Source organism: Rhizobium sp. NFR12 (assembly GCF_900108545.1).
GTDB lineage: Bacteria > Pseudomonadota > Alphaproteobacteria > Rhizobiales > Rhizobiaceae > Neorhizobium > Neorhizobium soli.
In genome coordinates, this window is record NZ_FNWM01000003.1 from 403,783 (window position 1) to 416,722 (window position 12,940).

Annotated in this window: 11 protein-coding genes; 8 read left to right on the plus strand and 3 right to left on the minus strand. The window is 59.8% G+C overall.

What is annotated here, in order from left to right; translation table 11 throughout:
• Window positions 1-114 precede the first annotated feature (114 nt).
• Complete coding sequence (locus tag BLW69_RS15285) at window positions 115-1,653, plus strand: putative bifunctional diguanylate cyclase/phosphodiesterase (protein WP_244508846.1); 1,539 nt, start codon at window positions 115-117, stop codon at window positions 1,651-1,653.
• Window positions 1,654-1,666: 13 nt separating this feature from the next.
• Window positions 1,667-2,104 carry a BLUF domain-containing protein gene (locus BLW69_RS15290; RefSeq protein ID WP_092663132.1) on the plus strand — a complete coding sequence of 146 codons (438 nt, stop codon included), beginning with the start codon at window positions 1,667-1,669 and terminating at the stop codon, window positions 2,102-2,104.
• Window positions 2,105-2,179: 75 nt separating this feature from the next.
• On the opposite strand, the gene BLW69_RS15295 is transcribed toward BLW69_RS15290, so the two are convergent.
• The 3 genes from BLW69_RS15295 to BLW69_RS15305 form a co-directional block, all read right to left on the minus strand.
• The gene (locus BLW69_RS15295; RefSeq protein WP_092663134.1) at window positions 2,180-3,973 is read right to left on the minus strand and encodes a YbhB/YbcL family Raf kinase inhibitor-like protein; all 1,794 of its coding nucleotides are present in this window, start codon (window positions 3,971-3,973) and stop codon (window positions 2,180-2,182) included.
• Between the two features lie 121 nt (window positions 3,974-4,094).
• Window positions 4,095-4,364: a hypothetical protein gene (locus BLW69_RS15300; protein ID WP_092663136.1), complete on the minus strand. Its 270-nt coding sequence runs from the start codon at window positions 4,362-4,364 to the stop codon at window positions 4,095-4,097.
• A gap of 24 nt (window positions 4,365-4,388) precedes the next feature.
• Complete coding sequence (locus BLW69_RS15305) at window positions 4,389-4,793, minus strand: gamma-glutamylcyclotransferase family protein (RefSeq protein ID WP_092663138.1); 405 nt, start codon at window positions 4,791-4,793, stop codon at window positions 4,389-4,391.
• A gap of 493 nt (window positions 4,794-5,286) precedes the next feature.
• Between BLW69_RS15305 and BLW69_RS15310 the strand changes: the two genes are divergently transcribed.
• The 6 genes from BLW69_RS15310 to BLW69_RS15335 all read left to right on the plus strand — a co-directional run bounded on the left by BLW69_RS15310 (window position 5,287) and on the right by BLW69_RS15335 (window position 12,933).
• The gene (locus tag BLW69_RS15310) at window positions 5,287-8,289 is read left to right on the plus strand and encodes a DEAD/DEAH box helicase (protein WP_244508847.1); all 3,003 of its coding nucleotides are present in this window, start codon (window positions 5,287-5,289) and stop codon (window positions 8,287-8,289) included.
• Between the two features lie 305 nt (window positions 8,290-8,594).
• The gene (locus tag BLW69_RS15315; protein WP_092663140.1) at window positions 8,595-9,650 is read left to right on the plus strand and encodes a sensor histidine kinase; all 1,056 of its coding nucleotides are present in this window, start codon (window positions 8,595-8,597) and stop codon (window positions 9,648-9,650) included.
• Between the two features lie 179 nt (window positions 9,651-9,829).
• Window positions 9,830-10,681 carry a transporter substrate-binding domain-containing protein gene (locus BLW69_RS15320; protein WP_092663142.1) on the plus strand — a complete coding sequence of 284 codons (852 nt, stop codon included), beginning with the start codon at window positions 9,830-9,832 and terminating at the stop codon, window positions 10,679-10,681.
• A gap of 168 nt (window positions 10,682-10,849) precedes the next feature.
• Window positions 10,850-11,578, plus strand: a complete 729-nt coding sequence (locus BLW69_RS15325; RefSeq protein ID WP_092663472.1) for an amino acid ABC transporter ATP-binding protein — start codon at window positions 10,850-10,852, stop codon at window positions 11,576-11,578.
• A gap of 5 nt (window positions 11,579-11,583) precedes the next feature.
• Entirely contained in the window at window positions 11,584-12,258 is a 675-nt protein-coding gene (locus BLW69_RS15330; RefSeq protein ID WP_092663144.1) for an amino acid ABC transporter permease, read from the plus strand.
• 9 nt (window positions 12,259-12,267) lie between these two features.
• Window positions 12,268-12,933: an amino acid ABC transporter permease gene (locus BLW69_RS15335; protein ID WP_092663146.1), complete on the plus strand. Its 666-nt coding sequence runs from the start codon at window positions 12,268-12,270 to the stop codon at window positions 12,931-12,933.
• Window positions 12,934-12,940 lie beyond the last annotated feature (7 nt).

Genomic DNA, 12,940 nt, shown 5'->3' on the forward strand with positions numbered 1-12,940 from the left:
GATTACCTCTCGGTCAACTCCGAACGGTAACCAACCATGAACGCTGTGACGTCTATCCTCCACACATTGGAACCTCATCCGTTTCAGCTTCTCAACACCGAGAAAATACTAGAGATGTTGCCGCGCCCGGTCTTGGTTGTCGGATCCGATGGTCTCGTCGTCTACGCCAACAAGGCGAGCGAAGTCTCATTCGGCGCATTTCCCGGGGGCGCTGTCCACGCGCTTTTTACGGGCCTGGTCACAGACCTGCCCGACACCAGCTGCGCCCCGGTTTCAGTCACGTCCATCCATAGCGGTGAGAGCTTCGATGCCGCGTTCGTCTCTTTCGACGACGGGCAGTATCTCGTTGACCTGCGACCTGCATCGCAGAACCAGGGCATCGCCATCAAGACCGATGTCGACGAACTGACGGGCCTTGCCAAGCGGAACGCCTTGCTGTCGCACCTGTCGTCCGCTTTGAGCAACGGTTCTAAATCTTCATCGATCGCCGTCCACTGCCTCGATCTTGACCGCTTCAAGATAGTCAACGACACGCTGGGACATGCAACAGGCGACCTTCTTTTGAAAAAGGTGGCCGACCGCCTCAAGGCCGCGTGCCGCAAAAGCGATGTCGTTGCGCGTCTTGGCGGGGACGAGTTCGTGATCCTCCAGCATGATGTCGATGATCTTGCTGCGGCCGAAAAACTCGCTTCGCGGATCGTGGACCTTGTCGGCCGCACCTATGTTCTGAACGGTCACACAATCAATATCGGCGCAAGCGTCGGCGTCGCCTTTGGCGCTGATGCGCTCCAGCCAGACGACCTGCTCCGCAACGGTGATCTTGCTCTCTATGAGGCAAAGAAGGCCGGGCGTGGACGTTACCGCATGTTCGAAAGTGGGATGGGCGCTCTACTCCTCGGACGTCGGGAAATGGAGATCGATCTCCGCCGCGCGCTGGCCCTGAAGCAGTTCAAGCTCAACTATCAGCCGTTCCTCGATGTCTCGACCAAACGCGTGGATGGCTTTGAGGCCCTGCTCCGCTGGGAACATCCCGTCAAAGGCAACATCCCGCCTCTTTCCTTTATCTCGCTTGCAGAGGAAAACGGCCTGATCGTCAAGATCGGCGAATGGGTTTTGCGCACAGCCTGTCTGGAGGCCATGTCCTGGCCGAATGATATGATTGTCGCCGTCAACGTCTCGCCGCTTCAGTTCAAGGCGGACACACTGCTGGAAACGGTCGCATCGGCGCTAAGGCACTCGGGATTGCCAGCCCATCGCCTGGAAATCGAAATTACCGAGGGCGCCCTGCTCGATGACACGGATAACGTCATCCAGACGCTGAATGCCATGCGCGCGCTTGGCGTCAGAATCTCCATGGACGATTTCGGCACTGGCTATTCGTCCTTGAGCTACCTGCAGAAGTTTCCATTCAACAAACTGAAGATCGATCGCTCGTTTGTCGCCTGTGAAGACGCAGACAGCGAGGCGATCCTGCGATCAATCGCAAGTCTCGGGACGAGCCTCGGGATGTCGATCACGGCTGAAGGCGTTGAGACGGCGGAACAGTTGGCGCGCATTCGTGGCGAACGCTGCACCCATGTGCAGGGCTATCTGACGGGACGGCCCATGGGCACGGATCAGATTCCGGCGTTCCTGGCACAACACATTTTATAAAGGGGAACTAATAATGGATAACAGCTTGTATCGCCTGGTCTACTACAGCCGCAACCAGATCGGCGACGATGGCGCGGCGTTTAGCTCAAACGTCGACGAGATCCTGGCGAAAAGTCGGGTGAACAATCTGCGTGACGAGATCACCGGGGCGCTTTTGTTCAACGCGGGCTGCTTCGCCCAGGTTCTGGAAGGTCCGCTCGAGCGGGTGGAAGCCGCATTCGAGCGCATCCAGCAGGACGAACGCCACGGCGAAGTTTCGCTGCTGGCCGTGGACCCGATCAGCCATCGGTATTTCCCGAACTGGGCAATGGGTTTTATCGGGACATCCGAAGCCCACGCAAAGCGCTTCTCCGACGTCGGCTCGTCAAGCGGTTTCGATCCGTCGCGGCTAAGCGGCGAGCAGATCCACACCCTGTTGCGAGACCTCGCAATCGAAGAAGAGGCCGCCTGATTCCAGAACGGCCTCCTCCTCCAAAAAACATCGTCTACTGCTGAGCGTTGCAGCGGGGCGTGATCGGACGAAGCCTTACTTCTTCGCAGGATCGACCTTCTGCTGGTAGCGACCCACGATCTCACCCTTGCCGATCACATGACCGGCCACTGCGGCGAGAAGATCATCCCTGTCGGATGTCGGGGGAAGATCCAGCATCTTGTCGAGCGCAAGAACCTGGAAGTGATAGTGATGCGCCGGGTCGCCGGCCGGCGGCTTTGGTCCGAAATAGCCGTGACTGCCGGACGTGTTGCGGCCCTGAAGGACGCCTTCCGGTTCGACGAGGCGGAGCTGTTCCTGCAACCCTTCCGGCAGGGACGTCACCGTTGCCGGGATATTCCACGCCAGCCAGTGAACAAACGGCTTGGTTGGTGAGGAGCCTGGATCCTCTACGATGATCGCGTAGGACGCGGCCTTCGGGACGGCCTTCCAGCTGATCGCCGGTGAGACACTCTCGGCATATTCGCTATGACGCTGCGGCATGAGTTCGTCGTTGTCGAAAGACGAGGACGAGACGGATACGCTGCCTTCCGTCTTGGTCTCCGGGCGATCCATGGCAAGTGGCACATCGATACCTTTGGCGGCCTGCGCCTTCATAGGTTCAACGGGCGCAGCGGGCTGCGCTTGTGCCTTTTGCGCGTCGCCGGTGTAAGCCACCCTGTAGATGACACCGTTTGCATCGTCGGCCATCAGCAAGGCGCCATCCTTGGCGACGGCCAGTCCGACCGGTCGTGCAAAATGCGTCTTGCCACCATCGCTGAGGAAGCCGGTGACGAAAGGTTCGAAGGATTTCGGCTTGCCATTTTCGAAGTGAATGCGAACAATCTCGTATCCGGATGCCGGGTTACGATTCCAGGATCCGCGCATGGTTGCAAACGCATCGCCCGAGAACTCGGCCGGAAACGACGTTCCGCTGTAGAATTTCATCTGCATGGGGGCTGCGTGTGCCGTGTAGCCGAGTTTCATCGGATCGCTCTGCGCCTTCCACTCCTCCTTGGTCACCCCGCCGACCGGTGTCGACTGCGGATAGATGTCGCCTGCTCCGTAAACATGCGGCCAGCCATATTGCTTTCCCTGTTCGATGAGGTTGAGTTCTTCTGCCTGCACCTCATCACCGAGGAGATCGATGCCATGGTCGAGCCCCCAAAGTTCACCGGTCTCGCGGTTCCAGTCGTAGCCGATCGTGTTGCGAAGGCCGGACGCGAAGATGGTTCGGCTCTTGCCATCAGGGGTCGCCCGGAGCACCGTTGCGTTTTCGGCATTGCTCTCATTGCAGGCGTTGCAGGTGGAGCCGACGCTGATGTAGAGCATGCCATCAGGACCGAATTCCATGACGCGGTTGGGATGCTGTCCGGAATCCGGCAGATCGCCAATGATCATTTCGAGTGGCCCGAGCGTGCCGTCGTCCTTGATGTCCGCGACGAACACCTCTTTGACCGTGACGAGGTACAGCCTGTTATCCTTGATTGCCAGACCGTGGGCCTGCGCACGCGCTGCCACTTTCACCGGAGCGCCGTCGGCCTTGCCGTCGCCGTTCTCGTCCTTCAGCAGCAGCACGTCGCCTTCCTCGCGGCGGCTGACATAGATATAGCCCTTATCCGACACGGCGATGATGCGGCTGTTTCCGAGACCCTGGGCGAAAGGCTCAACGGTGAAACCTTCCGGCGCCTTCAAGGTGGCGATCCGTTCCGCGGTTGCCGGAATCTTGTTCGGCTTGAACACGTTGGTCGTGATCTGGACTTCGGTTCCATCGCCCTGCTGTGCATAGGCTGCGCTGCTCAAGAATACCGCGGTCGCGACCGACGCGACGCCAAGAAGTCCAAATTTCATCACTGTATCTCTCTCGTTGACTCGCCCCGTAACCAGCAACCGGAGCCATAGTTCCTCCACCGAGACGCGAAGCGAGAGCACAGCCGTGGTTTGAGACGTCAAATCGAACGAGAACGGAGCGTCACGCTTTCGGTGGCTTTGGCAAAGGATTGCCAAACAGATCAACCGGGTCGGGAACCGCTGACGCGCTCGCCTTCTGGTCGTCGGATAGTCTGCCACCAAATGAGCGCGAACTGTTCGGCCTTCCGGCCCATAGCACCATTTCGATCTTCTCTCCGGCCTTGATATCTCTGTGAGCGATGAAATAGCCGCGGTGGTCCGGTGCACGCTCGTGGCCGGCTTTTTCATTTTCGAATAGGCTGACATCGCCGGGCTTTGCCTCGTAGCGCATCGTGACGTCCCTCTTGTCTTGTCGTTACCGGTTCCATGGCGGGATAAATCTGCGGTCGTTATAGGCGGACAGGAACCCGGAATGGATGGGGTCGAGCCAGTTCTCGTCTTTCAAAAAGACAAGGGCGTCATGAACGAGACCGCCGCCCGATGCCTGAACCTTGAGCATTGCCCGGAAACTGCCCTCTTCACCCACGTCTTCCAGCTTATCCAGAACCGGCAGATCGTCTTCAGGGACTTCAAACAACTCCCCTGTCACCTGCAAACCGGTTCCCGGTTGTTCGAGCATCATCGGCCCGTAGAATGGTGCTGCTATCAACAGGGGGTAGGGCTCGACCGTCACTACATCCCCGATATATTCCGAATTCCCAAGCCCCTTATCGTGAAGCGCAAAGCCTCTTTTCAGGGTGCCGTAGATGAACACTTTCACATGGTTCTCCTATCCGTGAGGTCGAATAACCCGCTCGACATCGACCTGTTCCCTGCAAGGCAACGCGGCATCCGGTCGCTGATGTCTCACCGTCATGGCGGCCTGACCGCGTGAAGAGAAAACGCAAAGTTCGAAGGGAACAGGGCGCGACAAACTAAGTTCTTGCAGCCTGATAAAATTGCTGACGCGAGAATGGCAGGTTCATGTGAGTATCGTTGAGTCCCGAAATGAAAACGCCCCCTCTCCCCTCCCCGCATCCGAACAGACCCCGCATCTGAAACTGCCGCCGGGTTTGGTGGCAACCCGGCTTGAAGCATCGCTCCGGAGCTCCGGTCGTTCGCTCTGCTACGTGGCATTGAGCGAAAATGCTGCGCAAAAAATAGCGGATGCCATGGCAGCGCTCTTTCCCTCGGTCCAATTCATTGTTCTGCCGCCTTGGGACTGCCTTCCTTATGATCGGGTTCCGCCCTCGCGGCACTGCATGGGCCGACGCATGGACGCATTGCGGATATGGGCCAGGCCTAGCGACACGCCGCGACTGCTGCTGACATCGATCGACGCGACGCTGCAGCGCATTCCGCCGGCGGGGGTCATCGCCGATGGCCAGATCGAACTGGTGGTCGGCGAGCCATTCGATCGCGAGGCATTCCTGAATTTCGTCAGACGATCAGGCTATGTGGAAGAGGGCGTTGCCGACGATCCCGGCGAACTGGCGGTGCGCGACGGGATGATCGACATCTATCCCGCCGGCGCCCCGGGCCCAATGCGCATCGTCCTGTCGGAAGACGATCACGTGACCGAATTGCGTGGGTTTGACCGCGTCTCGCAGCGAACCGAGAGCTACCTTGAACGGTTGAGCTTCGGTCCGGCATCCGAAGCCATACTCGCAGACCTCATTCCGGAAGCCCCTGCTTCAAAATCTGAGACGATGGAGCGCCAGCTTTCCCGCCTTTACCCGGACATGGTGACGGTTTTCGATATCCTCGGCAATGCCGCTCTGACTGCGGCTCCGGGCGCAGCAGACCGGGTCGCACGGAATCTGGAAATCATCGACGACGCCCGCCAGTCCCGCACGGATTTCGGTAAGACCGGAACATCCTCTCCTTGCTCGTTCTATCTTGACAGCGAGGAGTGGGAACAGCGCTTCACCGGCGTGCAGACCAGCGCACTGGATCTCGAACAAGGGGGTGACCTGCCTTCCGGGGCGTCGGATGCGGACCCGCGCAAGGCACTGGTCAAGTTTGCACAGGAACGCCTGGGCGATGGAATGAAGGTTGTAATTTCCGGGCAAGGCAAGGCATCAGAGGCGCTTTGCCGCCGTGTCGCGAAAGCAACTGGCGTATCGCCTCGGTCCGTCGACAGCTGGACGCAGGTGATGGACGCCAAATCCGGCGCGCTTTTGAAGCTCGCCTGCGCCCTCGATCACGGGTTCCTCGACGTCGCGCAAAATGTTGCTGTGATCGCCGCGGGCGACGAACACCGACATGTTTCCAGTGCCAATTCCTTTCTTGCCGAACCAGATCTTCGGATCGGCGACGTCGTCGTCCACGAAGATCACGGCATTGGCATTTTAAAAGATCTGGAGAGCATCGCCGTTGCAGGTGTCGCGCGTGACGCTGCCCGTCTGGAATATCGCGAAGGTGCTTCCGTGCTTGTTCCGATGGAAGAATTCGGAAAGCTGTGGCGCTACGGTTCCGAACCCGAGGCGGTCTCGCTCGATCGTCTTCACACCGACGCCTGGCAAAAGAAGCACGAGAAGATCGTCGCGGACATCAAATCGACGGCGCGTCATTTTTCGACCATCGCAAAGCACAGGCAGGCCTCGCCGGCCGAGACGTTCATTCCCCCCCGCGCCGAATTTTCAGCCTTCATCCGACGGTTCCCTTTCGCCGAGACACCAGATCAGGCCGAAGCCATCAAGGCCACGCTTTCCGATCTCGCGTCCGGGCATGCGATGAACCGCCTTGTCTGCGGCGATGTCGGCTTCGGCAAGACGGAGATCGCACTGCGGGCCGCAGCAGCGGTAGCACTTGCGGGCGGTCAGGTGGTCGTCATCGCCCCAACGACTGTTCTCACACGTCAGCATTTCGCCACCTTCAAGCGACGCTTCGAAGGAACAGGCATCTCTGTCGGAATGTTGTCACGGCTCGTCAAGCCAAGCGAGGCGAAGCAGGTCAAGGCGGCGTTGGCCGAGGGTGAAATCGACGTTATCGTCGCGACCCATGCGATCCTTGCAAAAGACGTGCGCTTTGCGCATCTCGGGCTTTTGATCGTGGATGAGGAACATCGGTTCGGGCTCAAGGATAAACGGGCCATGAACGCGCTCGCGCCGACCCTCCACACGCTCGCCATGTCGGCAACACCTATCCCACGCACCTTGCAGTCGGCAATGGTCGGAGTTCAGGAGATCAGCCTCCTGACGACTCCGCCCGCCCGGCGCCGACCCGTTCGCACATCGCTTGCAGCATTCGACAACGCATCGATGCGCACCGGATTGATGCGCGAATACCGCCGGGGCGGACAAAGCTTCGTCGTGGTGCCGCGCATAGAGGATATCGAAGCCGTCGAGGCGATCCTGCGCAAGATTGTTCCCGAGCTCTTGGTTAAGGTCGCGCATGGCAAGATGCCGGCGGCGACGATCGACGAAGCGATCGTCGGTTTCGCGGACGGCGATGGCGATGTCCTTCTCGCCACCAACATTATTGAAAACGGCCTCGATGTGCCGCGCGCCAATACGATGTTCATCTGGAATGCGGAGCGGTTCGGTTTGGCCCAGCTGCACCAGTTGCGTGGACGGGTCGGCCGTGGAGGCGCGCAGGGCATGACCACGCTTCTGACGGAAGAAGGTGCAGAACTGCCCGAGGAAACGCGCTTGCGGCTTTTGACACTCGTAGAGAACGACCGCCTGGGCGCCGGGCTTGCGATCAGTCTGCGCGATCTCGATCTGCGCGGCGGGGGCGACATCGCCGGCGAGGATCAGGCTGGGCATATGAAGGTCATCGGCATTGGCCTTTACCAGAAGCTCCTCGCGCGTGCAGTCGCGAAACTGGGAAAACGACTTTCGGCCACCAGAAAGCGCGCAATCCTGCATCTCGACGTCGCGGGCACGATACCGGCGGATTACGTGCCGGATCCGGCTGTCAGGCTCAATCTCTATGCCAGACTTCTGCGGGCATCCTCACAGCGCGACGTGAATGATCTGGAAGAAGAGTTCGAGGATCGCTTCGGCGAATTGCCGCAGGAGACGCTGCTGTTGTTGCGCACAACCAGGCTGCAGCTTGCAGCAGGCCATCTCGGTATCGCCAAACTCGAAGCCGGACCGAAGGCGATTGCGATGACCATTGCCAAGATGCCGGCAAGGGTGATTTCGGCCCTGACGAAGAAGATTGCGGCAATCCGGCGGGAAGACCGGCTGATATTTGAGACGGTCGCCCAGACCTGCGACGAGCAGCTGAAGTTCTTCGAGCGGCTCATTCTGGCGGCGCGAAGGCCTTGAGGCTTTACGGTTTGACTTGATCGACGATAGCGCGGGCCCGTACTGTGGGCCCGCGAATTTTTGTCAGAACCCCGCGTCGGAGGCTGACGATCTGTCAGTCTCGCGGAGCGCCTCCTGTCCCCGCATATCGCGCCTCTGATGCCTCAACGTGCTCGTCACGTTTGTTGTCCGCATACGCCGTGCTTTCACCGGTGTTGCCAAACTTGTCCCTTATCCCGTCGGACATTACGTACCTTTCTAGTTGCTGATTGACGGAACACCCCGAACAAGCCAAGAACAAGCAACGCCGCGGGAACCCACTTGGAATGAAGCCCTTACGTATGCAATTGTTCGAGATGAGCGACCACGTCCGCGCTTCCCCGGGAAAGCGCTGGGGAGTGGCGGTTGCAGCGTTCGGGCTTGCGCTCTACGCGCGGTTTCTATGCGACCATCTCCTGCCGCCGGGCTTCCCGTATCTGACCTTCTTCCCCGCGGTAATCCTGACGACGTTTCTGGCGGGCGTCTGGCCCGGGGCCGTTTGCGCCGTGGCCTGTGGCGTGGCTGCCTGGTACTGGTTTATACCTCCGTTTGCGATGTTCGAGATCAACGGGTCGGTCCTCGTGGCTTTGACCTTCTACGCGTGCGTGGTCATCGTGGACATTCTGCTGATCCAGGTCATGCACAAGGCGGTTGATGATCTTCAGGAAGAACGTCTGCGCAGCGAAGATCTGGTGCGCGAACAACAGCGCCTTCTTGCCGAGCAAAAGGAACGGGAGCGCCAACAGCGTGTGTTGCAGCGCGAATTGTCCCACCGAATGAAGAACACGCTGGCGATGGTTCAAGCCGTCGTATCCCAGAGCCTGCGCAATGCGACAGACGTGAAGCTTGCCGGTGAAATGGCGTCGGCCCGCATCGACGCACTTGCCCGGGCACAGGATACGTTGACGGCAACGAACTGGTCCGCAGCAGATGTCGAGACGATTGTACGGACATCCGTCGAACCGCACCAGGACAGTCCCGACCGCTTCGATATCTTCGGGCCTCCGATGGTGCTGGAAGCACAGCCTTCCATGGGTTTGGCACTGGCAATCCATGAACTTGCGACAAATGCCACCAAATATGGCGCGCTCAGCACGGCCGACGGCAAGGTCGAGATCCGCTGGACGGCGCCCGGCGAAAACGGCTTTGCCTTCACATGGATCGAAAGCAAGGGGCCGGCCGTGAGCGAACCGACGCGGCGCGGCTTTGGCTCCCGCCTGATGGAGCGCGTTGTGCCGACCTATTTCAACGGCGTCGCCAACGTGGACTACCGCACGGATGGATTGCACTACCGCATCGAAGGCGAACTTCTTCCGAAAGAGCCTCAGCCTCTTCAGAGCTGACGCAATATGCGCCATTGGCCGGTTGCGACAACGACGACGATCGACACAATCACTATTTGAAAATCGTATAATCCTAGTTCGATTATAATAATCAATTATATTGCAGCGCAGCAGGTTCGGTGGAACACTGGCGTCAACAAGGGCCGCAAAGGCCTGGAGCCGCCAGTAGGAGAACATCGATGAAACCATCTATCAGGGCCGGCTTTGTCGGCTTAGCTACTCTGCTTGCCTGCACGCCAGCCTACTCCCTCGGAGACACGATCAAGACCGCGATCGACGCGACCTTCGCGCCGCACGCGATGCCAACCCTCGACGGCAAGATCGAGGGTTTCAACGTCGATATGGCAAACCTGATCGGCGAACGGTTGGGCAAGAAAGTCGATCTGACCGGAGCGCAGTTCTCCGGCCTCATCCCAGCACTTCAGGCCGGCACCTACGACTTCCTTGTCGCACCGGTCACCGTGAACAAGGAGCGCGCCGCGAACCTTCTCTTCACCGAAGGCTTCATGGACACCAATTTCGGCTTCGTCGTGCCGGCCAATGCGCCTGAATACAAGACGCTGGAAGACTTCAAGGGCATGACGATCGCCGTCAACAAGGGCTCTGCCTATGACAGCTTCCTGCGGGAGAAGGAAAAGGAATTCGGCTGGAAGGTCGAAAGCTACGGTACCAATACCGACGCCGTGGCAGCCGTCATTGCTGGACGCGCCGATGCGAACCTTGCCGGCAACACTGCCGCTGCATGGGCGGTCAAGAAGAACCCACGCCTGAAACTCTCCTTCGAATACGAGACAGGCCTTGTTTGGGCGCTGTCCTTCCGCAAAGGCGACGAGACGAACCGTGATCTCGTCGATCGTGCGATGGAATGCCTGAAGCTCGACGGCTCGATGGCGAAGCTTTCGGTCAAATGGTTCGGCGTCACGCCGGAAGCTGGCACCACGATCGTCACCCCGACCAAGGGTTTCGGGACGCCAGGCTTCGACGGTTACAAGGACGATTACCACAAAGCCTCCTGCGATAACCTGAAGTAACGCTCTGCAGCACGGGCAGGCGCGTCCGTCGCCTGCCCTCCCCCTTGATCAGACAGGATGCGGCAGCCGGCCCCCAATCGTCTCTCCCATCGGAGAGCGCGCTTGGAATCCAGCCGGCAATCTGCCCGCATCGTGCCTGCCGGAGGTGCCAAGATGGCCAATCGCCCAATGCTCGAAGTCGTCGCGCTGGAAAAGCGCTTCGGGACCACCTCCGTCCTCAAGAAGATCGACCTGAGGGTCGCAGAGGGCGAACTCGTGTTCGTCATCGGTCCTTCCGGTTCCGGCAAGAGCACGATGCTGCGCTGTTGCAACCGGCTCGAGGAGCCAACATCGGGCGATATCATCGTCAACGGCCGCAACATCATGGCCGGTACCCGCCGCGATCTCGACCGTATGCGGCTGCAGATCGGCATGGTGTTCCAGGGTTTTCACCTCTACCCGCATATGAGTGTCCTCAAGAATGTCACGCTCGCCCAGCGCAAGGCGCTGAAGCGCGCCAAGGAAGAGGCCGATGCGCGGGCGATGGACATGCTCGAACAGGTTGGCCTGGCGCACAAGGCGGATGCCTATCCCGGTGAACTGTCCGGGGGCCAGCAGCAGCGCGTGGCGATCGCCCGCTCTCTCGCGCTCGATCCGAAAGTCATGCTGTTCGATGAACCGACGTCGGCGCTTGACCCCGAACTGGTCGGCTCCGTCCTCAAGGTGATGAAGGACCTCAAATCCAAGGGCATGACGATGGTCGTCGTCAGCCACGAGATGGGCTTTGCTCGCGAGACCGCGGACCGGGTGATCTTCATGGATGGCGGTGTCGTCGTCGAAGAGGGGACGCCGGACGAGCTCTTCGGCAACCCGAAGGCCGATCGCACCCGCGCCTTTCTTTCACGCGTTTCCGGGTAACGGCGATGGACCGGTTCCTCGAAACCTTCTTCAACCCGGTGGTCATGGCGCAGTATACGCCTGACATCATTGCCGGGATCTGGGTCACGCTGCAGATTGCTGCTGCGGTGATCGTGGCCGGAATCCTCGCGGGCCTCGCGCTCGCCTGCCTGCGCAGCTATGGCGTCAGGACGCTCAACTTCTTCATAATCTGCTATGCCGACATCTTTCGCGCCCTGCCGCCTCTCGTCGTCATCCTGATCCTCTATTTCGGTTTTCCATCGATCGGCATCCAGCTGTCAGGCCCGATGGTTCTTTTCCTCGTTCTCGCGGCAACCCTTGCAGCATTTGCCGAAGAGATATTCTGGGCCGGCTTTTCCTCTGTCGAAAAGGGCCAGTGGGAGGCCGGCATCGCGACCGGGCTCGGTTTCACCCGAACGCTTGCCTATGTCGCACTGCCCCAGGCCGTCCGTCTTGCCATACCGCCGCTCGTCAACCGCGTGCTCGCCATCACCAAGATGACGGCGCTCGGCTCTGCCATCGGTGTGTCGGAAATCCTGTCGAGTGCCACGACGGCGCAGAGTTTTTCCGGCAGTGCCACGCCGCTCACCATGTCGGTCGTCGCCTATCTGGTGATTTTTCTGCCGATGGTGGTCTTCGCCCGCTGGCTGGAAAGCCGGACCGCCTGGAAGAAGCGATAGGAGGCTGACATGGACATCTTCATCGACCAGTTCTTCAATCTAGACATCATGCGCCAGTCGTTGCCGTTGATGATGTCGGGCCTCTGGATGACGCTGAAACTCTGCAGCGCCGTCATTCTGCTCGGGCTGATCGGCGGGCTGTTCGTTGCGCTCGGCAACATGAGCGAGCGCCGCTGGCTGCGCTGGATCTCGATCGCCTATACGGATCTCTTCCGCGCCTTGCCGCCGCTGGTGCTGCTCATCTTCATCTATGCCGGCCTGCCCTTTGCGGGGGTCAACATCTCGCCGTTTTACGCCGTCGTCATCGCCTTCCTGCTCAACAACTCTTCCTATTACGCCGAGGTCTATCGCGCCGGGCTCATCTCGGTTGCCAAGGGACAGTGGGAAGCGGCGCAGTCGACGGGCCTCAGCCCGGTACAGACGCTTGCCTATGTCGTCCTGCCTCAGGCCGTGCGCAATATCCTGCCGGACCTGCTGTCCAACACCGTGGAAGTCGTCAAGCTCACCTCGCTTGCCTCCGTCATCTCGCTGTCCGAACTTCTCTACAATGCCGGCATGGCGCGCTCGGTCACCTACAATGCCTCGCCGCTGGTGCTGGCGGCTCTCATCTATCTCGTACTGCTGTGGCCGCTGGTGCGCCTCGTCAGTCATTTCCAGCGGCGCCTTGCCGCCTGATCGCTTT